Origin of the sequence: Lacunimicrobium album (assembly GCF_052161635.1) — a bacterium.
Classification (GTDB): domain Bacteria; phylum Planctomycetota; class Planctomycetia; order Planctomycetales; family Planctomycetaceae; genus SXPC01.
Map to the genome: position 1 here is coordinate 4637177 of NZ_CP197413.1, position 25248 is coordinate 4662424.

The 25248-nt window shown below is 54.2% G+C and carries 19 protein-coding genes; 6 read left to right on the forward strand and 13 right to left on the reverse strand.

Annotated elements, in window-relative coordinates:
* The first annotated feature begins 208 nt into the window (after window positions 1–208).
* From SH248x_RS18635 to SH248x_RS18655, 5 genes are all read left to right on the forward strand, one after another.
* Window positions 209–1978: a hypothetical protein gene (locus SH248x_RS18635; protein ID WP_459555823.1), complete on the forward strand. Its 1770-nt coding sequence runs from the start codon at window positions 209–211 to the stop codon at window positions 1976–1978.
* A 262-nt stretch (window positions 1979–2240) separates the two neighbouring features.
* The gene (locus SH248x_RS18640; protein WP_459555824.1) at window positions 2241–3161 is read left to right on the forward strand and encodes a helix-turn-helix domain-containing protein; all 921 of its coding nucleotides are present in this window, start codon (window positions 2241–2243) and stop codon (window positions 3159–3161) included.
* Window positions 3162–3481: 320 nt separating this feature from the next.
* A complete protein-coding gene (locus SH248x_RS18645) occupies window positions 3482–4504 on the forward strand; it encodes a DUF1559 family PulG-like putative transporter (RefSeq protein ID WP_459555825.1) in 1023 nt (340 codons plus the stop codon).
* A gap of 91 nt (window positions 4505–4595) precedes the next feature.
* A complete protein-coding gene (locus SH248x_RS18650) occupies window positions 4596–5018 on the forward strand; it encodes a hypothetical protein (RefSeq protein WP_459555826.1) in 423 nt (140 codons plus the stop codon).
* Between the two features lie 64 nt (window positions 5019–5082).
* Window positions 5083–6684 carry a thioredoxin family protein gene (locus SH248x_RS18655; RefSeq protein ID WP_459555827.1) on the forward strand — a complete coding sequence of 534 codons (1602 nt, stop codon included), beginning with the start codon at window positions 5083–5085 and terminating at the stop codon, window positions 6682–6684.
* A gap of 393 nt (window positions 6685–7077) precedes the next feature.
* Here the strand turns inward: SH248x_RS18655 and SH248x_RS18660 are convergent, their stop codons facing one another.
* The 13 genes from SH248x_RS18660 to SH248x_RS18720 all read right to left on the reverse strand — a co-directional run bounded on the left by SH248x_RS18660 (window position 7078) and on the right by SH248x_RS18720 (window position 23492).
* Complete coding sequence (locus SH248x_RS18660) at window positions 7078–10800, reverse strand: hypothetical protein (RefSeq protein ID WP_459555829.1); 3723 nt, start codon at window positions 10798–10800, stop codon at window positions 7078–7080.
* 81 nt (window positions 10801–10881) lie between these two features.
* Window positions 10882–11658: a hypothetical protein gene (locus SH248x_RS18665; protein WP_459555830.1), complete on the reverse strand. Its 777-nt coding sequence runs from the start codon at window positions 11656–11658 to the stop codon at window positions 10882–10884.
* A gap of 155 nt (window positions 11659–11813) precedes the next feature.
* Window positions 11814–12812, reverse strand: coding sequence for a vWA domain-containing protein (locus tag SH248x_RS18670; protein WP_459555831.1), 999 nt, complete (start codon window positions 12810–12812; stop codon window positions 11814–11816).
* A complete protein-coding gene (locus SH248x_RS18675) occupies window positions 12806–13729 on the reverse strand; it encodes a vWA domain-containing protein (RefSeq protein ID WP_459555832.1) in 924 nt (307 codons plus the stop codon). The genes SH248x_RS18670 and SH248x_RS18675 overlap by 7 nt, the downstream gene beginning before the upstream one ends.
* Window positions 13726–14550, reverse strand: a complete 825-nt coding sequence (locus tag SH248x_RS18680) for a hypothetical protein (RefSeq protein WP_459555833.1) — start codon at window positions 14548–14550, stop codon at window positions 13726–13728. The genes SH248x_RS18675 and SH248x_RS18680 overlap by 4 nt, the downstream gene beginning before the upstream one ends.
* Entirely contained in the window at window positions 14547–15413 is an 867-nt protein-coding gene (locus SH248x_RS18685; protein ID WP_459555834.1) for a DUF58 domain-containing protein, read from the reverse strand. Before SH248x_RS18685 ends, SH248x_RS18680 begins: the two co-directional genes overlap by 4 nt.
* Window positions 15414–15601: 188 nt before the next feature.
* The gene (locus tag SH248x_RS18690; RefSeq protein WP_459555835.1) at window positions 15602–16621 is read right to left on the reverse strand and encodes an AAA family ATPase; all 1020 of its coding nucleotides are present in this window, start codon (window positions 16619–16621) and stop codon (window positions 15602–15604) included.
* Between the two features lie 479 nt (window positions 16622–17100).
* On the reverse strand, window positions 17101–17457 hold the full coding sequence (locus tag SH248x_RS18695; RefSeq protein ID WP_459555837.1) for an HPF/RaiA family ribosome-associated protein: 357 nt from the start codon (window positions 17455–17457) through the stop codon (window positions 17101–17103).
* A gap of 347 nt (window positions 17458–17804) precedes the next feature.
* Window positions 17805–19322 carry an HTTM domain-containing protein gene (locus SH248x_RS18700; RefSeq protein ID WP_459555838.1) on the reverse strand — a complete coding sequence of 506 codons (1518 nt, stop codon included), beginning with the start codon at window positions 19320–19322 and terminating at the stop codon, window positions 17805–17807.
* A gap of 74 nt (window positions 19323–19396) precedes the next feature.
* Window positions 19397–20083, reverse strand: a complete 687-nt coding sequence (locus SH248x_RS18705) for a hypothetical protein (RefSeq protein ID WP_459555839.1) — start codon at window positions 20081–20083, stop codon at window positions 19397–19399.
* A gap of 352 nt (window positions 20084–20435) precedes the next feature.
* On the reverse strand, window positions 20436–21035 hold the full coding sequence (locus SH248x_RS18710; protein ID WP_459555840.1) for an ATP:cob(I)alamin adenosyltransferase: 600 nt from the start codon (window positions 21033–21035) through the stop codon (window positions 20436–20438).
* A gap of 192 nt (window positions 21036–21227) precedes the next feature.
* On the reverse strand, window positions 21228–22235 hold the full coding sequence (locus tag SH248x_RS18715; RefSeq protein WP_459555841.1) for a hypothetical protein: 1008 nt from the start codon (window positions 22233–22235) through the stop codon (window positions 21228–21230).
* A gap of 243 nt (window positions 22236–22478) precedes the next feature.
* Window positions 22479–23492 (reverse strand): cytochrome-c peroxidase, encoded by a 1014-nt coding sequence (locus tag SH248x_RS18720; protein WP_459555842.1) that lies wholly within the window; start codon window positions 23490–23492, stop codon window positions 22479–22481.
* 354 nt (window positions 23493–23846) lie between these two features.
* Between SH248x_RS18720 and SH248x_RS18725 the strand changes: the two genes are divergently transcribed.
* Window positions 23847–25244, forward strand: a complete 1398-nt coding sequence (locus SH248x_RS18725) for an arylsulfatase (protein WP_459555843.1) — start codon at window positions 23847–23849, stop codon at window positions 25242–25244.
* The last annotated feature ends 4 nt before the right edge of the window (window positions 25245–25248 follow it).

Here is a 25248-nt window from a genome sequence, read left to right on the forward strand (position 1 = left end):
AATGACCGATTCCAGACATAACGCGATCGATAGGAACATGTTCCTGCATGCCCTCTCTTGAGAGGTCTCCTGCGGAAACACCTGTGTCGGGAAACACGGGCTCGTCTTATCTCTCGCGAGGGGGGCAACCAGATCTGTCATGGATGCCACTATCGAATGCTTCCTCTTATGAGCACATCCGATGCGTGCAATCAAACAGAAACGACTCATGAATACTGTCCGCTATGGATCGGCAGCCGCCTCATTGGCGATGGCAACCATGCTCTCTCTGCCCGGCTGCTTTGGAGGAAAAGACTCCAAGGTCACGCAGAATCCTGGTGAAGCCACGATGGACAGCGGGGCTGGTTCGAGCGTCGTTGACCTCGGTACGTCCGGGGCGACACAGCAGGTCGGCTATACCGCGAATCCAAATGGCGGTCCTGGCGAAGTCCATGCTCACTTCCTGTCTGCTGACGGGAAGGAATATGTGGACCAGATCAACTACGCCCGCTTGAAGCAGAATCTTCCGGATCGTCCTGGCGCGAGTGTGAACAGTGTCACCTTCGATCAGTTTCTGAAGACCGACTACAACCAGCTCGGCAAAGCCCCTGCGTCTCAATCACCCACAAACGCTGCTCCAGCGGCATGGGCCAATCAGAATGTTGCGCGGACAACTCCCCCTGCGACGCCTGGTGTGAGCAACGTCTCACTGGCAGGCGCTCAGTCTCCTGCTTCGCAAGCGGCTCCCTGGTCAACACAGCCTGCAGCAACTGCCAGTGTTGCTCTCGATGCTCAGACGCCAGCTGACCCATGGGCCGCTGTCACTCAGCCACAGCCGCCTGCAGTCCCACAAAAGCCGACTACCGTGGCTACCGTCGCCATGGCAACTCCCGGGACAACCGAAACCGCCAAGACTGGCACTCCGTTGAAACCGAACAGTCCGCTGGCCGCCAGATACCAGGCCACTCGAAAGGTTCCCAAGCCAGAAGAAAAGCCTCCGTTCTTCGGCGCAACGGTTGTCACCCAGGAACCAGCTTCGAATCCGTCAACATTCCTTGCCACGCGTATTCGAATTGACCTGGAAGAAGCCAAGATCAAGCTCGCCGATGGGCACCTTGCTGATGCTCAGCAGAACATCCAGTCTGCAAAAGAGACTGCCATGAAGATGCCGCAGATCGATCCGACGATCATCCGCGAAATCGCGTTAGCGAGCATGGAAGTCGAGCGTCGTCTGACACCGCCGCAGCAGGTCGTCAAAGAGACTGCGATCGTAAAGACGGCCTCTATGCCGAACGTCCGAGACGCGTTCCCTCAGAAGACGCCTCAGATCTCAGACTACGAGTTCTCGAACAACCCCTCGATCGCGAAGTTGACCGGTGGCTCAACGGTGAAAATCACTCCTCGGACCGCCTTCATTGACCTGTCTCGCGACTCGGTCAATCAGGTCAACACCGCGTCCGCCCCGATCGACCAGTTCACCTCGTTTGAAAAGTCGATCTCCAAGGCGAATCAGCCGATCAGCCTCAGTTCTGCAGGCCAGGGTGGGGCATCGACGTCCACGATGCTGCCAGCCAACTTCTGGCACGCCGAGCCTGCTCAACAGTCCGCACCGATTCAACAAGCTGCATCCACCCTGCCACCTGCCATCGTGGATTCTTTTCCTCATTCGACCAGCAGCTTTTCCAACAGTCCACTGCAGGTTCCGGTTGCTGCGGAACTGGCGCTCGCAGAATCAACTTTCACAGAGTCTCCGCTGGCTCAGGCACTCCCTCCTTTGGCTTTGACGGCTCCGAACGTCGCCCAGGTCGCGTTTGAAGACGGTCAAGAAACTCCGTCGCTGGCGTCTGCCACTCATGCGGACCTGAGTCAGGTTCCCGCCCCTGAGAAAGGCTCGACTTTAGAAGCCAAAGACAGCCGTCTGGAAATCCCAGGCTGGGTCACCTACGGCGTCATCATCTCCGCCCTCGGCCTCCTGACTCTTGCGTTCCGACGCATGTAAACCCCGGTGTTTGCAGTCAACCAATCAGGGAGAGGTTGGAACGCAGAGGGAACAGAGGAGAGCAGAGATCGCAGAGAAGAGGTCTTTGATTCTTTCCTGTCCTCCGCAGTCTCAGATCATGTTTTATCATCTTTGCTTCCAGCGACTGAGATAGTTCTTGAATTCGTATTTCATCGCGTCGTCGTGTTGAATGTCTCGTCTCACCTTGCTGTCAAACGGATTGGCATGGAGTTTGCGATCTACGCAGACCATGACCAACCCTATGCCACTGAATCTGCAGTCGATCGAGGAATGGAATCGCTATTCCAAGAGCCCGGGCTGGATCCGTGACCGCTTCATCAACACGGAGTTTTATACTGGCCCGCGCAAGAACTTCGAGATCGGGAACTCCCGCATCACCGAGGCGCTCCTCTCTGGCGATAAGTCGGAGAACCAGTATTTCCTCTCCGTGCTTCTTTCGAGCGGCGCTGACCGGCCGATGGAGGCTGACTTCAACTGCGGCCAGTTCGAACGTCCAAATAACCCTGGCGATATGGTTTTCTGCGGCCCGATCTATCCCCAGAAGCTTCAGGGGGTCGGGCCGTTCCACTCGATCGTGCTTTACTTCTCTGAGAAGACACTTCTTAACCAGGTCCGGACCAATTTAGGACGGGACCTCCCGGATTTGTCTTATCTTCACAGTCGATCATTCCGGGACGAAACGCTGGAAGTCCTTGTCAAACAGTTGTTTTTTGAGTTTCGAGACGAGCATTCCCTCAGCCTGACTCTCAAGACCGACTGCCTGTTCAATGGCATTACCTCGCGCCTGATCACACTGGCGGGCGGGAATCGCGTGGGGGAACCATTCTCAGAAGCAGGGAACAAGCATCGTATCCAGCGGGCTATTGATTACATGTATGCCCACATGAGTGAATCCTTTGGCCTGGACGAGTTGGCGGCGGCTTCCGAACTCAACAGGTCTCACTTCGCCCGGATCTTCAAGCAAGCTGTCGGTGATACTGCTATCAATTACCTGATGAAGCTCCGCATCGACCGTGCCCGGCAGCTTCTGCGTGATCCCTTGCATCGAGAGCGGTCGATTGCCCAGATCGCGGCTGATTGTGGGTTTGCTCAGATTCCTCATTTCACGACAAAATTCCGACAAACCGTCGGAACGACACCCGCTGCCTATCGAGAGTTATGAGCAATTCACAATCTGCTTTGTTGAAATGACGCGCACTCCTGCTTTAAATCTCGGCAGATTTCACGGACGTTTCAATGAAAATTGATGGTGATCTCCCGTCCGAATCGAATTGGCGCAACTCTCACGCAAGACTTCGGCAAACGCGCTGGTGCACATGCTGCCACAATTAGCAGAGAAGCCGTCGTAAGTGCTTCTCTTGCCGCTCATTATGACAATTAATCGCGGAGCAAATCATCTGTGGGAAACCGACTTCGGTATGCCCATTGCCATTGCATCAGTCCAGTCAATCATTTTTTCTTTTTCCGTTCTGGAGATCTACGATGTTCCGCAAGGGTTTTACGCTGATTGAGTTACTTGTGGTGATCGCCATCATCGCGATGCTGGTTGCGATCCTGCTGCCTGCCGTTCAACAGGCACGCGAAGCTGCTCGTCGTAGCAGTTGCAAAAACAATCTGAAGCAACTGGCATTGGCGATTCACAACTATCATGACACTTACAACCAGATGCCCATGATCACAACGGGGCAGGAAGTGTTTCAGTTGATGGACGGGACAACGGTTTCAGGGTCGACTGTTAACACCTGTCAATGGGGCTGGGGGGCATCTATTCTCCCGTTTGTCGAACAGGGTGCACTCTTCGATGCGTTGAATGTTGGAAATGCACGAATGAAAGATGCGTTTTCCAATGCGACAGCTCGATCTGGGATTCAAGGCGTCTATTCCGTATTCCGCTGCCCGTCCGATGCTTCTCCTCTTTTGAACGACCTGCGTAAAGTGAAAGATCCGGCTGGGACAGAGTACGAGACTGCACTCTCGAATTATGTTGCTTCGAATGGAACAACGGAGTTTTCCTGGCATCGTGGTACGCCGGGAGCTGGCAACTGGCAAGGTAATAACTTTGCCCCCCATCGAATGGCGAACGGGGCCATGATTGCCAGCGGCGGGGCAAAATTCAGCGACATTACAGACGGGCTGTCCAATACCATTCTTCTGGGCGAGCGAACTTATAAGTTCACTGTCGGGAAAAACGATTCCACAACTGCAAAAGCAGCCTTACTGTTCGGTCAGGGAACGTATGCCAACGACGGTTACAGCACACGTTGGAACTTTGCCGACTTCGCCTTTATCTGCTCGGGGGGGATCAATTATCCACGCTATTCGAGCAGTGGCGTCGGGGTCAGCAGTCAACACGCCGGTGGCGTTCAATGCGCGATGACCGATGGCAGTGTCCACTTTTTGAGCGAGTCGACGCAGATGACTTATGGTTCGTTTCCGCCCGTGATGGACAGCGTTTATGAAAAGCTTGTCTCTGTCGATGATGGTGGTGTGCTGGGTGAGTTTTAATCACCGCAAGGATGCGTCACCACGTTGCTGGTGACGCTTTTTTTTGAGTTCACTTTCTCTTAACGGCATGACTCTCGAAGAGGTTTCTCGAATGTCTGGTAATGCTTATTTTCGCAGGATGATGACATCCGTCATCTGCACGATCTCCATGATCTCGCTCGGTTGCGGCGAGAAGGGCCCGGATCTGGCAAAGGTGTATGGCATAGTGACGATGGATGGAAATCCTCTTCCCAATGTGACGGTTCTGTTCAATCCGACGCAGGGAGGACGTCCGTCGCTGGGAACGACTGAGTCTGATGGGTCTTTTGTGCTCTACCACACATCCGGGCGGAAGGGTGTCGAACTGGGCGAGCATGAAGTCTTCATCGATCCGAAGGAAGAAGAGGCTGCCGGAAGTCGTCCTGGGCCTCCCAAGACATATGCGGTACCAAAAGACAAAAGGAATGTTTCCATCGCAGAGGGGTCTCACGAGATGAACTTCGATCTTGTCTCCAAGTCTGAGAAAAAGAAGTAAGCAGCTTTAACACGTCTGTTGTGACGATGGGCTTTTTGTGGTTCGCTTTCTCTGGATAACTACTTTGAAATCTCTTCATTTCCTATCGCTGTTCTCGGCAATGCTTTTTGTCGGTTCCATTTCCTCGCTTACAGTCGCAGCTGGAAACGAACCATCGCAGGTCACCTGGCGAACGGACTATGCTCAGGCTCTGAAGGACTCGCAGACCAGTCAAAAACCACTTCTGCTTTTCTTCACTGGTTCGGACTGGTGCTCTGTCTGCAAGAAGCTGGAGAACGCGGTTCTGCATGAAGCAGAGGTCGTTTCGCTCATTGAATCTGAGTTCATTCCTGTCATGCTGGACTACCCCAGGTCGTTTCAATTGAGTGAAGAGCTGACACGACAAAACGATGAATTGAACAAGCGATTCAAGATTCAAGGTTACCCCACCGTTATTGCGTGCTGCGACAATGAAGAGGCGTATGGCTTGCTGTTGGGCTATAGCGGCAACCGCGATGAGACGATTCAGAATCTGAAATCAATGGCTGTGGCCGGCAGTGTTCTGGCGAGTTTGCCGGACGATTTTTCGATCGAAACGACGAAAGACCTGACTGCTCTGGAAACGCTGGTGACGCATCTTTCGGTCGAGCAGCTGGCAGGAGAATGGCTGCCGTACATGAACCGAGTTGTCGAGTTGACTCCTGAGGACGATCCCTCCTTTGAGAAGATCAACGGGATTCGTGAGCAAGTCGCCGACATCAACGACATCAAAGCCTGGACAGCTGAAATCGCGAAACTGTCAGGAGGAATCAGCCGACGCGGGATGCGTCCCCCGGGTCCCAATGGTGATCGTGGAGAGCGAGATTCAAAAACACCTGACATGAGTCAGGCGCTCGCCTTTATCGATGCGAGGATGACGGAGTCGGTCGGCAAGCCAAAGAAGATCGAATTCCTGACGACTAACAAAGTCACTTTGTTGTCAGCTGCACAACGATGGGACGACGCGATCGCCTTGATGAGACTCACCGCGAACGCAAACGGTACTGATGATTATGCCAATGCAAAGTTGAAACGAGAGATCGCCTTACTGCTGATTCGCAAAGGGGACTGCGAACAAGCCATTCAATATCTCACGGACTACCACAATGAGCTGGTCGCCATCCAGCGCGATGGCGGCTACCCGCTTGAGATCCACTTCCTGCAGGAGTTTTTGTTTCACGGGCATCCGGAGATCACCGCTCGCTATGCGGATAAGATTCTGGCAGAACACAAAGAGGTTCCCAAGAACTTGAGTTACGTGTACTACGCAGGAGATCAGGCCTATCGAATCCTCGGTATCAACCTGGAGAACCGTGCGATCTGCCTGGAGAGAAGTGTGTCTCAACACACGGACGCGACCATGAAAGAGCTCTGCAAAGCCGAAGCTGCGGTTTGTTATCGGGCGATGGGCGCAAATCAGAAGGCGGACGATCTTCTCAAGACAATGACGGCGCCCGAAGAGAGTATTGCTTTTGGAGACGAGCCGCCACGAGCAAGAGGCCCGCTGCAACAACGAGTCAACAAGACGATTGAAGCTGCCAAAGGCGATCGAATCACAGCCTTGCGCTTCCTCGCCAGCCAGGCGAATGAAGAGGGTGCCAAGCGGCTGAATCTAGAAGCGGACGCATTGGAGCGGTCGCCTGAGTAGGTTCAGTAGACAGAGCGATGAGTTGGAACGCAGAGCACGCGGAGGGAAGCAGAGGTCGCGGAGAGGATTTCAACGCGAAGACGCCAAGTCGCAACAGAAGATTTGAATCTGGACGACCTCCTGATCTCCCCTGTGGTCCGGACTGCATGAAGCGCTGCGCGAGAGAATGGAGATGAGAAAGTAGAAAGAATCGTGTTTCGCCTTCTCTACTTTCTACTTTCTCCGATCAACTTTCTCGCGAAGCGCCGCTCTCCTAAAGTTGTGAACATGGTCCGGCTTTGTGACTGCGCTGGCTTAGATTTCGATTCGTATTCATGGTCGCTGTGGAACAGCCAAACAACAAAAAAGACCGCGAGGTTTTCCTCGCGGTCTTTGAATGAAGATGCGTTCCAGTCAGGTTGACTTTGAAGCCTTCTGCAACCAGCTTTGCAGCAGTTCCTTCAAGTTGGTCACTCCGCCTTCTCCCTGTCGGAAGTAAGCCAGTTCCAGTTGCTTGACGGTCGACTGCAGTTCGGATCGCTGCTCGGCGTTGAACTTGGATGACTGCTGGAGTTGTTGCAGGAACCCGATGGCAGAGAACGCATTCAGCGTCTCGGGCATAACAAGCGTCTGACCTTCGACGACGATCGATGTCTTGGGGGTCATCAGCTGATAGGCAACTCCAAGAACCACAGCGGTGAGAACGCCGAAAAGAGCCCAGAGGCCGTAGTTGGTTCGAGCATAGTTCTCGATCAGCTTGATGCTCGGACCGACTGAGACAATATCCGCATCATTGAAGCGCTGATAAACCACTTCGGTTGTCGTTACTTTGTCCTTGGGTTCCGAGAACACAAATGTCTCAGGAACGGGTTCCGACTGAGCGGACTGCATCGTGATAGTGCAGGTTCGTTCTGTGAGAACAACATTCTCGGGAGCGGTGGGATCGAATTTGACGACTGACAGTTCGCTTGGCTTCTCTTCCACAATTTCAAAGCCAGGATAATCCATCTTCACCAACTGACCGATGCTCGGAAGCACCCCTCGAGCGGTGGCCTTGATCTCCAGTGAAAGCTTGCCGTCTTTGGCTTCGCGTTCATCCAGCGTCTGTACAAGTTTCAGATTGTTGAATGGGCGCTCTTTGCCTTGTTCTGGTCGACAATCCAAGGGGACGATCGCGGTTTCAATTGGCAGGACGACATAGCCTGAGGTATCGATGAAATCCATATCCAGAGTCAATGAGGGCAAGGCATCCACCTGGGGCCCCTTCGCTTTCAACAACAGATACGCGTAAGGCGTGACTCGCCAGCCGTACTGATCCATGGCCTTTGACTGAACGCCCGGCTCCTGAAACGTCACCGACATGACTTCGAACTGTTCTTCCAGAGCTGTCCTGACAGAGCCTTCAAACTTGTCGCGATAGTTCTCATTCGGGCGACCATAGTTGTAGGCGAAATTCTGCCCGTTCTGATTCTGGAGATACTTCTTGAACCCACCCGATTCACGTTCGATATCGGTGGTGTGTCGTAGATTGACATAAACTCCGAACGGCTCGGAATGCCCAACGACATCACTCCCATCGACGAAGGCATCCAGTCGGATTTCTGTCACGAGATCCTTGTAGTACGCGAACACTTTCTGAGCTTCGGAGGACAGCGGGTGATTTCCAACCACCTCCAGGCCTGTTTTCAGAAAGCGGTACTTTGCATTCGGTTTTACGGACGGGAGCGCCTGGATCATCGTGTTGGCAAACTGTTCCTCATGATACGCGCGAGCAGGTTGCGGCAGGTCCGCGATGGCTGCAATGATCAATGGAGGTTGAGAGACAGCCAGACGATTTGTTTCATCGATCCTGCCGACATCGCAGGCCCCCAGGGCTGCAAAGAACCAAATCTGGTAGACGTCGGTAGAGTACTTGCTCTGCGGCATCTGCGTCACTTGTTCGCGGTAGTCTTTGGCCGCTGACTGGAATTGTTCGAAGGCTTTCTGGCGATACTCTTCAAAATTGTGATGAGAATCGATCTCGTCTTTATAAGCATTTTCATCATGAAGCAATGAGGCTTGTGCGACCTTGAGCGTCCAGCTATCTGGATGGGAAGCAAGACCACGTTCGAGCAGTTCGTAGGCGACCTGATAGCCACGAGAAACCTCGGCCTTCAGGTCTTCGATCTTGCGATTGGTTTTGTATTGCTGTTGTAGCTTGGGATCTTTCCAGACGGAGGCCAGGTTGGCACGCATTGTCTGCGCGATCTTACTCAGAGTCGTATCATCCAGAGACTTCACATCACCAAGGACTCGTTCGATGGCTTCCAGGCGATAAACTTCTGCGGTCGAATGACTCTTCATAAACGCATCGAGCAGAATGCTCTCGCTGATGGGCTCGATCGGAAGTGCTTTCAAGCGAACCAGCCAAGCAGACAGTTCATTCAAATTGCGTTCCTGCTGAGATCGAGTCAGCGGGATCATCTCTGAACGCGGTTGGAAACTGTAAGCCATGTACATTCCACGGGTATTATTCGCGGCGTTCATGTCATGATTGCGAATCCAGACTCTCATAAACTCTTCGGCCTGCTCATGAGCCCGATGAGGCATGATTGCAGCCAGTTGTTCGATGTAGGGAAACGCGTTCGTTTCTTCAGCGGCTTTCAAGTATAGCTTTGACATCATCGTCATGAACTCAGGCTTCATGCTGGGCATGATCATCGCCTGCCAGTCGGCATTAGGAGCCGTCGCGACGATATCCTTCAGCGCGATTGGCTGCAGAGGACCTCGATTGTTCTGCGGGTTCTGGCCCATATTCATGGCGTCGTCCATGAAGAAACTGTTGCCGTAGCGATCGCGACGCATCTGGGGAGTCAGCTTCACATCTTTGGCCAGGTCGTAAGTGACCTGGGCTTCGAGCATCCAGTTTTCAGCCAGCAGAGTGACAGCGGGCTTCCAGAGTTCCACGTGGCTCTCAGGCTGTTCTTGCGCTGCTTCGAGAAGTGCCTCGACTGAGCGAGACTGAAGCTGCAGATTCTTCAATCGTTCCTGAATATTGGCTGGCTCTTGCGTGATCCCTTGAGACACCTTCGTTCCGAGTTTCGAAAGAATCAACACACCACGCGATGAATGATTCTGAAAGCTCTCCTTCAACCACGCGGAACCGACGTCGGCAGGCAGGTTGGGAGCTAGTTCAATACAACGCGTGACGGCTTTGACTTCATTCTCCTCTGAGACGCCCTCCATCTTCAAGACAGCCTGGAGGGTATTCCAGCCTTTGTTCCAGCGACTTTGTCCGACGAATTCTTTCTGGTCGGCGAGGTAGTATTCCGTCAGAAGCAGCAGCGCATCATGATCTTTCTGAGCAATGGCATCTTCCAGGGGAGGCAGGAACGGCCCAGCCGATTCCGGTTTGCCAGCTAAGACGATCAGACGTGCGACTTCCTTTGAATCCAGCCCGAACTCAGGCTGAGTCTTCAGCTTCTCGCTAAACATGGCAACGTAGGTTTCGATCGCATGTCCCTGTTCCAGAGACATCTTGAACAGCGGAGCTAAACGAGTCGTCAGGGATTCCTCGAAGGGAACGGGAGATGCCTGGATCATTCCAAACAGATCATCCGGAGAAAAGACATTCTGGATCGCGTACTTCTGCTGTGGATTGTTTGGCAGGCGGGCTTGTCCACCAGCAGGGGTTTCTAAAATCGTCAGCAACGACTGATATGCATTTTTGCGAGAGGATTCCGGGAGTTCTCGATAGAACTTTCCGACGTTCTCCCAGTGAGACAATGACACGTCGCGAACCAGATGATCGAGTTTCTGTTGCTCTGTCTGTTCGCCCGCTGGGTCTGTTTTCTCAGCCGCATCCTGCTCGATTTTCCAGGCATCGAGAATCGCTGATGGTCGTCGGTCGAATTTCAGTTTGGACAGTGCTTGAGTCAATGGGTCTACGGGCTTTGTCGAAGCAGAATTCTCACCACCAGATTCAGCCGGCGTTGCTTCCGTCGATTCTGCAGGGCTGAGTCTTGTCTCGGAATCTAAAGACCGAGCTCTCATTGCTTCCATATTGTGAGGCAATGGTGGCTGGCCGTAGACTTGGAAATCGAACGCAGGCCCTAGTAGAGCGACCCCTAAACAGAAACTTGCAAATCGAGTGATCACGTCGAAAGATCCTTGAAGTTATCGAGAATGTATCAGGTCTAAAAATTGTGTTTTCGATGGGAATGCCAACCAGATGAATGCTTACGACCCGGCACGCTGAATGGTTGCACCGACTCCGGCTCCTTCTCCGCGAGCCTCGGAGTCGCCCTCTCCTTTTCCTTTCCCCTTGGCTTTGACTTTTCCTTTGCCTTTCCCCTCGCCCATGCCGTCGGAGCCTTCTCCTTCGCCTTCCCCTTCTCCCTCACCTTTTTGCTGAGCTCGTTGGACCTCCGGGGGAAGCGGAAGTCCCTGCAGCTCTTCAATGCTCATGCGTTCCAGGCGAATCGAAGACTCGAGATTCTGATGAGACATGACCAGTTCGTCGTTGTTTCGCTGCCCCTGCTTCTCCTCAGAGACATAGCGAAACCGCTGACGGGCCGACTCGATAAAGGGGAGCCACATTTCTTTGGGCTTGCCTTCCAGACGCATGATCCATGTTCCATAAAACTCAGTCGACGCCAGCGTCGATGCAAAGTCGCTCTTGACCTTCTGTGACAACCTGCTGTTTGTCACGACCAGCGGCGCCAGATCAACAAGATCACGATACGCCTTGGGAGTTGCCCCGTGCTCAATCTGCAGCTTGGCTTTTTCGAGACGAACCTCCAGCAACTTCTCTTCCTGGTCGGCAGGCACGAGAGACAGAATGAGATCATACATCTCAATGGCGGCCTTCCGCTTTCCGGTCACCGCCAGCTGATGAGCCTGATCCAGCAGCGACGAAACACGATCCTGCTTCAGCTTCTCCTCGCCAGGTCCAAAGTGAAAAGCAGCCCCCGCCATCGGTAGCATCAACCAGAAGATCAGAAAGTATGGTTTCAAGTTTAGGATCCTGCTTTATTCATATCTCTTCTCCCTTGAGGGGAGCCGCATTTCGTCCCTTCTCCCTTGAGGGGTGAAGGTGCCCGAAGGGCGGATGAGGGTGAGCGATAGGCAACGCTAGATTCACAATGACATTTCGACTCCAGGCATTCCCATCATGAAACCAACTCCCTTTCTCTGACCACCACCTCCCGCTTCACCACACGGCCAGGATTCCACGACGTTCCGTACCGATCCAACAAGACCGGCAGCAGCGCCAGGGCAAACGAACCAATCCCGATCATGATGAGAGCATACTCTCGGACCGAGAAGCTCTTCAGGAACGATGCTTCCGGAACCGCCATCACGGTTCTCGCCAGGCTGGAATCCAGATGCAGCTTATTGCCATTGTGGTAATGACCACCAAGGCGAATCGCGATCTGATTCAACGTTGAAACATCCTGTCGTGACTGGTGACCATCGATAAATTTTCCTGAGGTCGCATCGCCGACACCCAGGACAAGAATCTCTCCCACGGAAGCAGGCATCTTGGGCATGCCACTGGCAGGGACCGTATCGCCGTCACTGACAATGATCACCGATGTGCTACCAGAAGCCCAGTTTTTCGCTAACGCAGCAGCTTTTTCCAGACCGGAAAACAGATTCGTTTTTCCACTCTCAAAGACAGTAAACAGTGGCAGATCGTTCAGGATATTGCTGATGACTTCTGGATCAGTCGTTTCTTCAACAACAGCAAAGGCATCGGTATAGACAGCGAAGACGCTCGTTTTGAAACTGGAAATCATTGTCCGTTGAAAGATCGATTCCAAGAGTTCCTTCCCGCGTGCCTTGCGGGTCTGCTTGCCTTCGGTACCGGCATCCTTCAGATCCATACTGGGCGAGACGTCCAGCAGCACGATCAGATGCTGGGACTCTTCTTCTTTGACATTCTGCTTGCCGTGAATTTGAGGATCGACCGTCATCAACGTCACCAGTCCCCAGGTACAGCACGTCAAAGACAAGATACGCACAACCGGTGCAAGCTGGCCTAGAAGTGACGCCCTCTTGTTTGGCCCGAACGCCAGATAACCAAGACGGCTCACACGCCGGGCGTGTAGGACTTCCGTCATTGATACAAACAACGCCACCGTAAGGGCGGCACACATCGCTACCATGGATTGTACCTCCAGCCCAACAGGCTTACTTGAAACAACCCGGCGATGCACAACGCGACCAGACAAAGCGGCGAGAAATCATCCATCATCTCGCCAACAGTCCGTTCCATCTCGACTGGCTGCATCTGATCGATTTTTTCAAAGACACTCAACAATGTTTCGGGATCCGTCGGATTAAAAACAGCTCCTCCGGTGATCATGGCAATCGTGCTGATCTCAGCGGGGACCGTCTCATTGGCGACGTGAATATCATGGACGATGATGTTGTCTTTTTTCAGCTGTTCTGCAATAGCCTCGGCTTGTCCACCCATGAGGTCTCCGCTCTGCCCGTCTGAAATCAGGATGATCAGGCGATCCCCATCTGCACGAGACATTAACTCTTCGTGACACGCCTTCAGCGCTCGTCCGACCTCCGTTCCGCTAAACCAGTCGGGGCGGCTGGGCTTATTGGGGTGCATGAAGGGGGGAGCGCATTTGATCGCAGAGGCATCGGTCGTCAACGGCACCCAGTGGATGAAGGCATTTCCAAAGAACGTCAATCCGAAGGCATCCCCTTCGCGGAAATCAAGAAAGCCGTTGATCGCTTTCATCGCTTCGTCGTAGCGAGTCGCCTCGCCAAAGTTGGCCGTCATACTACCGGAAACATCCACACAAAACTGGATGTTCGTCATTTTTCGTTTTGCCTGGGGGACTCCCATCTTCTGCGGGCCAGCCAGAATGATGATCACAGTTGACAGCAGCAACACGGGCAGTGATTCACACATCTTTAACACTGTCGGCCAGTACTTCGGCGAGATCACCTCTCCATGGTCGAACGGCATCGCGACACGACCACGCTGGCGTCTCCAAACCCATGCCATCAGCGCGACGGGAACGACGAGCAATGCCAAGACCCACGGCGATGTAAAACTCATCATACGACTGCTACCTCTGCTCGCTCACGCAGTTCCTGGAGCATCTCGCTCAGATCCAGTGAGCCTCTTTTCGGAGCATGCAGCCATTGTTCGAATTTTCGCAACATCGGTCCCGCCTGGGGATCACCCTTGAGCGACAACACTGCTTCGGCTGCATCCGCATCGATCCCCTTGAGTTCACGCCAGATGAGATAGATCAGTCGCTCGAGTTCCGCCTGCTCGGTGTTGTTCAACTGGTGACTCTGTCGCTCACCTACCCGAGCCACTAGCTGCTCCATCGCGGTCAGCGTCTGGGCCATATCATGGTGCTCAGAAACAACAGCCTTTTTCCCACTCGTGAGAAGCCACCACAATCCTGCACACCACGCAACAATGGCTACGCCCATCGTCACCGTATACCACGGGAACCATGAGGTTGCGCGATAAACCTGTCCTCGCAGTTCGATCGCATTAGGGTCAGCCAGCGATGTGACGGCTCGGACCATCACATCGGGGACACTTGCCCCGGACTGAGTCCGTTCCAGATAGCCAGCCAGATTATGCTCTCCTGGTTCCAGAGCATAGAACTCCAGATCATATCGGTATCCATCTTCTATCGGCTCCGACGATAAGACCCGCAACACGACGGGCGTCATGCTGTCAGCAATCATCTTTGCCCGGACGAGTGGCCCACTAATGATCACATCTTCCAGCGTCGTCGAAATCCCTACTTCCGTACTGGGCACAGCGGGACGATCGGTTCCTGCAATAACGCCTGCAGGAGTGACAATCGCGATGATCGCCACCCACATACACAGAACAAATGCAACAAGTGTTCTTCTCACCGCGCCCCCCGTCCAAGAATACTTCGCTGGCCGAAGAAGCGGGTCAGGTTTTTCTCGTACGGCTTGTCCGTATCAATAATCAAATGATCGACCCCGCCACGTTTCAGGCTTTGTTCCAGGCCGAATTGCTTGACGAGGCTTTGTTTGCCTCGGGTTAAAAATGTCTGCCCTGTTTCTGCTTCGCGGGCTCGCACGAACCCGGTTCCCGTCATGCTTCGCTCGGCGGGATCACGGAACTGCAGGACGCACACATCGTGATTCTGTGCCAGCAGGCGAATTGCTCCCACCGCACCGGGATCATGCAGGTCACTCAGAATCAGTACCATCGCCCGACTGGTCAGGCGGGGCGTGAGTTCGGTAATTCGTTCTCCTAAAGTCGTGGCTTCATCGAAGCGATATTTTTTGAGTTGATGCAGCCAGGTCAGGATCTGGTCCCGCGACAACGATGGCTGAATCCGCAGATTCCGATCGCCCACTGCGATCATCCCTACCGGGCTGACTCGATCCAGGCACGCCAGCGCCAATCCACCCGCGACAATCACTGCATGACCGTACTTACTGCGTGGCAGCGAACTGACTGTCATCGAAGCGGACGTATCGACCAGGAGGTAACAGGGCAAGGCTTTCGTCGCCTCGTACTCTTTGACGAACGGCTTGCCCGTGCGTGCCGTCACCCGCCAGTCGATTGAACGAATCGAATCGCCGATCTGATAAGGCCGCGACTGCACATACTCTGTCCCCGACCCCAGATAAGGCGACGGATCGGTGCCATAAGAAAGATCATTGGCCAACCGCTTGGCCGCGATCAGAAAGCGTCTCGTATCGAGAAACTCCTGATCAGAAAGAACTGCATGATGCGTCATGAACACTCAGGTCGAGAAGAGAAGTAAAAATGGCCATCATGGCCTTAAAGCGAACTTTCGACATCCGTGTCGTCGGGAGAATCCAGAATAAGCCAGCCACAGAGGGCACAGAGATCACCGAGGAAGGAGGAATACAGAATCTTTTGCTTTTTCCTCTGAGCCCTCTGTGAACTCTGTGGCTAATCTTCTTAAACACTTGCCACTGGCTTAGCCAGATGACCCACATCGCTGAGGATTTCTTCCAGCACCATCTTGCCAGTCAGTCCGTCCGCGAGTGCCTCGTAGTTGAGACGAATGCGGTGCAGCAGGACGTCATCGGCCAGAGAATACAGATCCTCTGGCACGACATAGTCCCGACCATGAATCAGCGCCCTGGCACGCGAGGCCTTGATCAATGCGATCCCAGCTCGCGGACTGGCTCCCAGTTCCAGAGCAGGGTGACGTCGTGACTTCTCGGCGATGGCTGAGATGTGTTCAATGAAGGCATCGCTGACGTAAACTTCATGCGTCGCCTGCATCGCGGCGATCAGATCTTCCAAGCCGCCGACGGGCTCGTTGGCCAGCACATCAAATTCGGTTTTTGCAATCGCTCCGCCCTTTCCATCGCGACGAATCCCCAGGTTCGCGTTGCGTCGGAGAACTTCCTTCTCCTCGTCGGGCGTGGGATAACGCAGACGGTGACACAACATGAAGCGGTCCAACTGCGCTTCGGGTAACTCGAATGTTCCCGCCTGCTCGACCGGGTTCTGTGTTGCGATCACAAGGAACGGCGCGGGCAGCGGAAATGTCGTTCCCCCGATCGTCACTTTGCGTTCCTGCATCGCTTCCAGCAGAGCCGACTGCACCTTGGGAGCGGCCCGGTTGATTTCATCGGCCAGCAACAGGTTCGTGAAGATCGGCCCCTTCTGGACTTTGAACTCACTGGTCTTCTGATCCAGAATCTCCGAGCCCAGGATGTCCGATGGCAACAAGTCGATCGTGAACTGAATCCGCGAGAAATCCAGTGAAATCGACTTTGAAAGCACCGACACCAGCAGCGTCTTTGCCAGCCCAGGAACCCCCTGCAACAACAGGTGCCCCGATGAGAACAACGCGATGAGCAAACGCTCCACAACGACATCCTGCCCAACGACCACCGTCCCGATGCGGGCCCGGATGTCGGTGATGTATTGAGCAATACGCGGAGACAACGGCGAGTCGGTACTCATTCAAAACCTTTTATGATGATCGGATCAAAATTTTGATGGAGGGTTTGTCTGGTCAAGTATGCAAGGCCAGTGCCCCTCCCACTGACCTGACAGCGGTTTCTCGTGTTGAACAGTACACAGTACAGTCCACGTTGATTCGGAATAAAGAAAATGGTGCGAACGAGTTACGTTCAAATGAGTCGTGAAATCCTTTTTGTCCGTGAAATTTCTGAAAGCCTCGGACCTTTGTAAAAAAGTAGCGCGTCTCACTTTGGACGTACTCAGTATTGACACAAAAATTGCCCATTTTGTGCGCACGATCCGGCGTATAGATCGCCGATCATGGCTTCACCTTCACCCCGTACCTCTTCATTGCGACTCACTCCCCAGACCATCAAATGTATTCAGCTACAGTTTCCAAACATCCCACGAAAAAAGGACGGCCCTCGTAAGAGAGCCGTCCCTGATGCGAACTCAAATTGTCTATCGAACCGGTCAGTTTACATGACCAGTCCAGCGGCTTTGGGCGAGCCCGACTTGTGCGTTTCCGCCAGTCGATCGAGTGTGTGTGCCAAGGCGCGTTCCATCTTTTCGACGGCGCCGGTCACAGCCAGTTCAAGATTGCTGGCGTTGTGTGACACACTCATCGGCTTGAGCCCATTGACGCGAACTTCGACGACGCATTTCTGGTGGTCGTCGCTTTTCTTGGCGGAGCTGTTCTGGTCGCTCAGGTGAACTTCCGCCCGCGTGACACGCTGCTGGAATCGCGCCAAAGTTGTTTCGACTTTGGTTTGAACGTAGTCGTGTAATCGGGCATGTCCCTCGGTGTGATTGTCAGTGGTGACCAGAATTTGCATGACAGAAACCCTTTCTCAAATACTTCGACCAACAACATGACGGCTGTCTGTCGTCATGTAACGACGCCAGTTTTGCGGCAGTTGGATGCCGTTGACCTGGTGGAGGAAGTGATCCGCGATCGATCGCATCAACACTTACCTCTGTTGAATTATACGTCGTGTCGAGGACCGTGGATCAAAGGATTTCGATGGAAAAAATTCTTTTCCCGTGTGCTGAACGGTTTCACGTTGACACCGGTGAATCCTGCTAAAGGGTGGCATCATAGTCGATAAAGTCCGCGTATTTTCCCCGACTGTGACAGCAGAGCACAGGGGCGGAGCGACATGCAGGGATCAGCCGGACGCGATCACTGTGGAACTTTACAGACACCTGGTTTCAGAGTGAACGGTTGGCGTTGGACTTCTTTCGCGTTGGCGCGAAGGACCATCGCGTAGTTGCCGGGCAGCAGCGTCTCACACATATTGAGACGGAACGTCACGAGGTTGGTGTCTCGCGGGGTGATGTAATATTCCTGGTGCAGGAGATCGCCATCGGCATCGACGAGGACGCATTCGAGGAACATATCTCCGTGAGGCGGAGTGAGAGACACCTGAGCGACCAGAAGGTCTCCCTGAGTGAATTCCGTGCGCGGGTCGATGATGATTTCACTGACTTCAAGCGTCCCCAGACGGAAGGAGAAGATACGGTCGATTTCGCGAAGAGGTTCTTCCTGCTTGAACAGTTCTGCAACCTTCTCCATCGGCATCGGCTGGAGTTGAAGAGGGCCGTTGGGACCACGTTTTTTGTAAGGGTCCATCCAGTTTTCTGCCTGCACACCAGCAGACGTCGCGACCACGATCACGCAAGAGAACAGCAAGAGAGAATAGTGAGCCAGAGCAGGTTGCCAGTTGCTCAGTCCCAGTTGGGGCAAAGCGATAGAAACATTGCGGAAGTAACGTCGTTTCACATAGCGGTACTGCTGGGCCATCCACTGGACATCGGATGTCTTCAGGAAAGCCAGGTATCCGGAAATCATGACCAGCGGGAACGTGACGAGGCCCAGCATCAGTGTTGTTCCGATGTGGAAAGCAGCGCCAATCAAGAGCATCGGGATACGCCAACCCTTCGTGAAGACAGTGAAAATGAACATGATTTCCCAGATCACTGCGATGTAACAGGAGATGACGACCATGGCCGGGTGCATCGAAAGGTAGTCACCAAGCGGGTGACCATGGTTCATCTGAGTCAGCATCCAGTACTTGAGCTGATCCCCATTGAAGAAAGCCGGTGTATGGAGCTTCGTGCAGGCAGCCCCCAGGTAGATGATGCCAATAAAAAGTTGAGTCAGTCGAGCCGGCCAGACGTAAGATGTCGGGGTGATGCGAGAGGGCTGGCTCGGGAAGGGATTCCGTTTCGGGTTCCCTTTCAACCAGGCATCGACTGACCAGATCGCCCCCGAGTCAGCCAGGGACGCGAGCAGCAGCAGGTGCGTTGCGATGACAGAGTATTTGGTGATCGTGCTCAAAGCATCGAGCATCGAGAAGTATGTATAAAGCAGGCATGAGAGAGCCAGACAGATCCGAGTCTGCCACCCGATGATCGAGCCAATGCAGGCACAGATCAAGATGGTATAGAGCGCGACGGCTGCCGTCCCGCCAAATTCTGGAACGTAGTTGCCTTGCCCAAACGTCATCGAGAGTTGTGCGATTGCTCCATCGGTCGAGTAGATTTCTCGCGCGTAAGGGAAGCGGACGATGTGTGTCCACAGCATGGTCGCGGAGACACTGATTCGCATGAGCGCCATGCCGTAGGGGGCTTCTTTGGCAAAGAAGAATTGCTCAAGCTGGCTGAGAGAACTGGCTGGCTGATGGGTCGTTCGCGACATGGATCGAGTCCTCGATAATGTCCGTTTGAATCAAACGAAGAGAGTCAGAAAGTTGCGAGGAGTGGGCGTTTGGCTTATTCGGTGACCATCTCGAAGCTGGCGGGCTGGATCGCGCCGGTGTCCAGAGAGGTGCTCGGCAGCGTGCCGATTGGAACGAACTGGTTGGCCTGATAGACCGAATTTGGCCTGAGGAATTGACGACTGTTCTTGGCGAGCATCTGCAGTTTGGGGTTATCCATGTAGAACACGTACTGTTGTTTGTGCAGCCATGTCGGATAGGTGACCCATTTCTGACAGTCGTTGGTGAGAGTCATGCGGGTGCTGTAATAGCGTTTGGGATCTTTGGGCTCTTGATGGGTCGCGGCCCAGTAGGCATCTGGAAGGTTGTACTTCTTGGCCCAGTATTCTTCGATCATGTAGACTTTGGTGATCGGCTCGTGAGCAGTGTGTTTGAGAATGTTTTGTGCGATGCGCGGGGTGTGCATGGCATAGGTATCGTAGTGGAGACGTTCGAGTGGTCCGTATGGTCGGACGTCACCCCAGGGGCCGGTGGTGATGTCGTAGAATTGACCGCTTTCCCCTTCTGCGATCAGGTGGTGTCGCTGCTCAAAGCCAGACCAGCCGCAAAACATGTCCCAGACGATGTAATACATGCCGACGTGCGAGCCAGTGCCCATGGAGAACATGTGGGCAACGATGCCGTAGCCGAGGATTCCAAGATACAAAGCGATAAATGCGATAGCGGGGGCACGACGAATCACAGCCGGGTCTCCTTCCATGGGTACCGACGGTCTAGGGAAACTGTAATCGGGCGGAATTCTCGCTGGTTCGTGGAAATGGAGCAAGAGCAGATTTGAAGGGAGGGTGTGACGAATGATCACAGAGCAGAGTTATGAGTCGGCGCGGTCAGCGGGCGTCTGGGATCAGGACATTAGCAGTCCCCAGTCGATCGCGTAGCAGAAGTGTCAATCTTGTCTATCGTTTCGTGGCGTAAATGGAGGCGAACGAGTGCCTATCGCCCACCCTCATCCGCCCTTCGGGCACCATTCCTGAGAAGACTACCGCGTCGTTCACTCTCGCCTTCTCGGCGAGAGTGAACTCCTTGCTTCCACCTCAAGCGAGAGGATCATTGGGAGAGCCGGGATGCCACAGGGGGTCGGTGATGTTGAGTTCCTGGTTGGTGATTCTTGCCGCCACGAAGAGCAGGTCGGACAGGCGATTCAGGTAGATTGTGATCTGGGCGTTGATGGGAGACTCTTGATGAAGTTGCCAGCAGGTTCGCTCTGCACGTCGACAGATTGCGCGGGCGAGGTGAAGTCCAGCAGCAGCGATCGAACCTCCGGGCAGGATGAAACTGGTGAGAGGAGCCAGCGACTCGTTGAAATCGTCGATCCAGGACTCGATCTGTTCAACATCCTGTTCGACAATCTTGAGCTTGGAAAGCGGTTCAGCCGCGGGTTCATCGGGAAGACAGAGGTCTGCGCCAAGATCAAAGAGTTGATTCTGGATATGCGACAGGCGCGAGTGCAGCTTGGACAGTGTCGATGTGGAAGCCGTCCAATGGGACAGCACAACGCCGAGTTGACAGTTCAGTTCATCCACATCTCCCATCGCGACGACACGCAGAGAGGTCTTGGAGACGGAGGCGCCGTTGCCAAGCTGCGTTTGGCCAGCGTCGCCGAATTTGGTGTAGATGCGGTTGAGGTAGACCATAAGAGTGTCATTCGTCGTTCGTCAGATCGGACGGGAAGGAGTCGATGAGAGTTTGAACCCGTATGGAGAGCGTTCAAGTTAACAGAAGAAAAGAGGGGAAGGTCGAAGTATTTCTCGATCTTACCAATCCAAAAAGCCGCGGCCATCTTGACGACAGCCGCGGCTTTGAATTTATTGAACGAACCGGATGCTTTACAGACCTGGTGCAAACTTCACAACGGAACCAGGAGCAGGATTGCCGGCTTCGGTGTCGCCGAAGATGGTGACGAACAGGCTGCCATCGGCACCAAAGGTCAATGCGGTTGGCTTGAGGAGGGAAGCAACTTTTGTGGCCTTCACTTCGTCACCAGAAACCGTCAGCTCGAACAGGCCGCCTTGAGTCACATCGACCCAGGCAAAGTCGACGGCGTACAGCTTGCCGGTCTTGGGGCTGTAAGCCAGACCTGCGATGTCATGCAGGCCGGTCTTGTAGCTTTTGAGGAGTTTCTTCGTGTCGGCATCGTAGATCGTCAGCAGGCTGTCGCCGGGGACGTTGACTTCGCCCATCTGGCCGATCACGAGTTCGCCTTTGGGGCCGACGGTGATACCGACGGGTGCATCGACGCCGACTTCGGGCTTAGTTGCCAGGTGCGGAGTCAGCTCAGCTGCTTTCCCACCTTCGAATCCAGACTTCAGAACCCAGCCTTTGGTGTCATCGCCGTTGGCGGTGATGTAAATCTCATTACCCTTGACGGCGATCGCGTAGAAGTTGCCTTCGCCCTTGGCGGATGCTTCTCCACCGACGATCGGCCCAACGGTTGCGACAGCCGACGTTTCTTCGACGGGCTTGGCGGCGGGCATCTTGCCGACTTGATAGAAGCGAACCAGTTCTTGAGCATCAGGACGGCTTCCGTCGCCGACAGCCAGAACATCATTGACGAAAGCGACGCCCATGGGTCCGACGTTGTACTTCGGTCCTTTGCCGTAGATATCGGTGGGGTATCCGGTCACTTCGGCGAACTTCTGACCGGTCGTTGGATCAACGCGGTAGATGCCGTCACGAGCGGCGACGAAGAGGTGGCCGGTTGTGGGCTGGACGGTGATGCCGCAGGGGTTATCGAACTCTTTGGCGAGCGGTTTGGGAGCAGGTTCAGCGGCGTTGAGCAGAGACGAAGCAATCAGTGTCGTCAGAGCGCACGAGAACACAGTGGCAGGTTTCATGGCAGTCCTTTCGTGGGAGCAGAATCAGGGAAGAACGCGACTGGTCAATTCTGGTATCGACCGGAGATCGCGTGGGTTCATCATGGCTGTTTATGTCCATGATTGCAATTCGGGTTGGAAGACGACCTAAAGGCTTCACCACCAAGTCACGAAGAACACAAAGGTTCACAAAGAAAACATGGTTGACGATTTCCTTCGTGAGTCTTTGTGCCCTTTGAGCCTTTGTGGTGAATGTCTTCAGTTTTACTCAGGCAGTTTTGGTGGTTTGTGATCGGGGTATTGGTGGCTGCGGAGGCCGGTTTCCATGAAGATGACGAGGGCGTCGATTTCGTCGGCGGTCAGGTTGAGAGGGTAGATTTCTTCATCGAGGTAGTCGTTGGCGTGGCCACCTTTGTTGTAATGCTCGACGACTTCCTTGAGCGTTTTCAGGCTTCCGTCGTGCATGTATGGGCCGGAGAGGGCGACGTCGCGACAGGTGGGAGTTTTGAAGGCGCCGGTATCTCCTTCGAGCTTACTGATCTCGGCGCGGCCGACATCGGGTTTGGCCTGATTCATGCCGACGCCGACGTTGTGAAAAGCATTGTCCGTGAAGTTCGGCCCCGCGTGGCAGGACGCGCAGTTGGCCTTGCCGAAGAAGAGGTCCATCCCTTTTTTCTCTTGAGCGGTCAGTGCACTGCTGTCGCCGGCTTTGTAACGATCGTAGTTGGAATCGCCGGCGAGGACGGTTCGCTCATAAGCGGCGATGGCTTTCGCGACCCCCTCTTCATTCACTTCGGTCCCGAAGACCTTTTGAAATTGATCGCGATAGCCTTTGATGCCTTTGAGTCGAGAGAGGGCCAGATCGAGTGTCATGTTCATCTCGATCGGATTCTGCAGCGGGCCGAGTGCCTGCTCTTCGAGAGACCCTGCGCGACCGTCCCAGAACTGAAACGTCTGATAGGCTGTGTTGAGGACCGTTGGTGCATTGCGTCCCCCTTTGGCTCCGCCGAAGCCTTCTGCGACGTCTGCACCATTCGAATAGCCTTTGGCAGGATCGTGGCAGGAGGCGCAGGAAATTGTCATATCTCTTGAGAGTCGGTTATCGAAGTACAGCTGCTTGCCGAGTTCGACTTTTTCGGGAGTAAGGGGATTGTCTTTGGGACTCACAATCGCAGGCAGCCCCAGCGGCACTTTCGCGATCGGCTCTGCGGCATGAGCAGTCGCCAGGGAGAACAGCACGAAAGTGAATGATAGGAAGCGATCAGTTCGTCTTGGCATAGGGGCTTGCCTTTGCACATCAATGTGGAAGGAGAGTCAGGAGGGAATTCAAGCAGGCACCATCAAATGGCGTTCCCGCATTGTAAGACGACCGCCTTCCGATTCAACCTCATGAGACCCTTTGCGGAAACTTCGATCGAACCGTGTTCCTGAAACCGTTATCACCCTCACCTTGAATTCGCGCACAGAGTTTGAATTGAGAAATTCATGTACGGGTCAGCGGGAGGACGATGCGACCCTCCTTCATCTGAGTCGCGCGCTCGCGTTGCATCGCTCTCACTGCTTGTCTACAGTCAATGTGATGAAGGCATGGCATCCATATTGATCGTGCCAGGACAAGTACAGGAGACGTCGATGCTACGTGTTACTTTTTTTATTCTGGCGTTGCTGGGAGCCTGTTTCATTTCACCTGCTCGGGCGGACGAGCGGCCTAACATCATTTACATCCTCTGCGATGACCTCGCGCAAGGCGACCTCGGCTGCTACGGCCAGAAGCTCATCCAGACACCACGTCTGGACCAGATGGCTGCAGAAGGAACCCGATACACCCAGGCCTATAGTGGGACCAGCGTCTGCGCTCCCAGTCGTGCTTCCCTGATGACAGGACTCCACACCGGCCACTCTCCGGTTCGTGCCAACTACGAAGCCCAGCCCGAAGGCCAATGGCCTCTTCCTCAAGGTCAACCGACGCTCGCCAGCGTTCTCAAACTCCAGGGCTACTCGACCGCCTGCGTTGGCAAATGGGGCATGGGGATGTTCCACACGACCGGCAGCCCGCTCAAAGTCGGCTTCGATCACTTCTATGGGTACAACTGCCAGCGACACGCCCACTCCTACTTCCCAACCCATCTGTATAACGACGACCAGCGTTTCGAACTCCCCGGCAACGACGGCAAGAACGCGAAAGTCAGCTACGCCCAGAACTACCTTGCTGATGAGACGCTGAAATGGGTTCGTGACCACCAATCCGATCCGTTCTTCCTTTTCTACGCCGCGACACTGCCGCATAACAAAATGGAGATCGACGACCTCGGCATCTACAAAGATAAGCCCTGGAGCGAAAAACAAAAGACCTACGCCGCAATGGTCACGCGTCTCGACAGCGACGTCGGACGTCTTCTCGATTTGCTCAAAGAACTCCACCTCGATAAGAAGACGTTTGTCATCTTCACTGGCGACAACGGCAGCCAGCAGGCGCCTGATTCGGAGATCGGCAAGTTCTTTAATGAGTCGATGGATGGGAAACTGCGAGGCTTCAAACGTGGCCTGTACGAAGGGGGCCTGCGACAAGCTGCGATCTCGTGGTGGCCGGGGACGGTTCCGGCGGGACGTGTGTCGGAGGAGCCGTGGGCGTTCTGGGATTTGATGCCGACGGTGGCGGAGCTTGCGGGCCTATCGATCGAAAAAGTCCCCCCAACTGATGGCCTGTCCCTTGTTTCATTTCTCAAGGGCGGGTCTGCTCCGGAACGCGAGTCCTTCTACTGGGAACTTCACGAGGGGCCATCACTCCAGGCCGTTCGCTTTGGCGACTACAAAGCCATTCGCCAAGGGCCCGGGAAGCCGATAGAACTTTACAACCTTGCGGATGATGTCAGTGAGAAGAATGACATCGGCAAGGAGTATCCGGAGCTCATCCAGCGAGCTGAAAGTTTAATGGCGTCGTCCCACAAAGATGATCCAGTTTGGCCGATGGTCAACAATGCGAAAGAGCGCAAGCAGAAACGGGAAGAGGCCGGGGTTGTCGGGCCGTGAGCAG

Bases quoted from the DNA above. Each gene is read 5' to 3' on its own strand.
- SH248x_RS18635 (WP_459555823.1), top strand. From the start codon at position 209: ATGAATACTGTCCGCTATGGATCGGCAGCCGCCTCATTGGCGATGGCA.
- SH248x_RS18640 (WP_459555824.1), top strand. From the start codon at position 2,241: ATGCCACTGAATCTGCAGTCGATCGAGGAATGGAATCGCTATTCCAAG.
- SH248x_RS18645 (WP_459555825.1), top strand. From the start codon at position 3,482: ATGTTCCGCAAGGGTTTTACGCTGATTGAGTTACTTGTGGTGATCGCC.
- SH248x_RS18650 (WP_459555826.1), top strand. From the start codon at position 4,596: ATGTCTGGTAATGCTTATTTTCGCAGGATGATGACATCCGTCATCTGC.
- SH248x_RS18670 (WP_459555831.1), bottom strand. From the start codon at position 12,812: ATGGTAGCGATGTGTGCCGCCCTTACGGTGGCGTTGTTTGTATCAATG.
- SH248x_RS18675 (WP_459555832.1), bottom strand. From the start codon at position 13,729: ATGATGAGTTTTACATCGCCGTGGGTCTTGGCATTGCTCGTCGTTCCC.
- SH248x_RS18685 (WP_459555834.1), bottom strand. From the start codon at position 15,413: ATGACGCATCATGCAGTTCTTTCTGATCAGGAGTTTCTCGATACGAGA.
- SH248x_RS18690 (WP_459555835.1), bottom strand. From the start codon at position 16,621: ATGAGTACCGACTCGCCGTTGTCTCCGCGTATTGCTCAATACATCACC.
- SH248x_RS18695 (WP_459555837.1), bottom strand. From the start codon at position 17,457: ATGCAAATTCTGGTCACCACTGACAATCACACCGAGGGACATGCCCGA.
- SH248x_RS18700 (WP_459555838.1), bottom strand. From the start codon at position 19,322: ATGTCGCGAACGACCCATCAGCCAGCCAGTTCTCTCAGCCAGCTTGAG.
- SH248x_RS18710 (WP_459555840.1), bottom strand. From the start codon at position 21,035: ATGGTCTACCTCAACCGCATCTACACCAAATTCGGCGACGCTGGCCAA.
- SH248x_RS18715 (WP_459555841.1), bottom strand. From the start codon at position 22,235: ATGAAACCTGCCACTGTGTTCTCGTGCGCTCTGACGACACTGATTGCT.
- SH248x_RS18720 (WP_459555842.1), bottom strand. From the start codon at position 23,492: ATGCCAAGACGAACTGATCGCTTCCTATCATTCACTTTCGTGCTGTTC.
- SH248x_RS18725 (WP_459555843.1), top strand. From the start codon at position 23,847: ATGCTACGTGTTACTTTTTTTATTCTGGCGTTGCTGGGAGCCTGTTTC.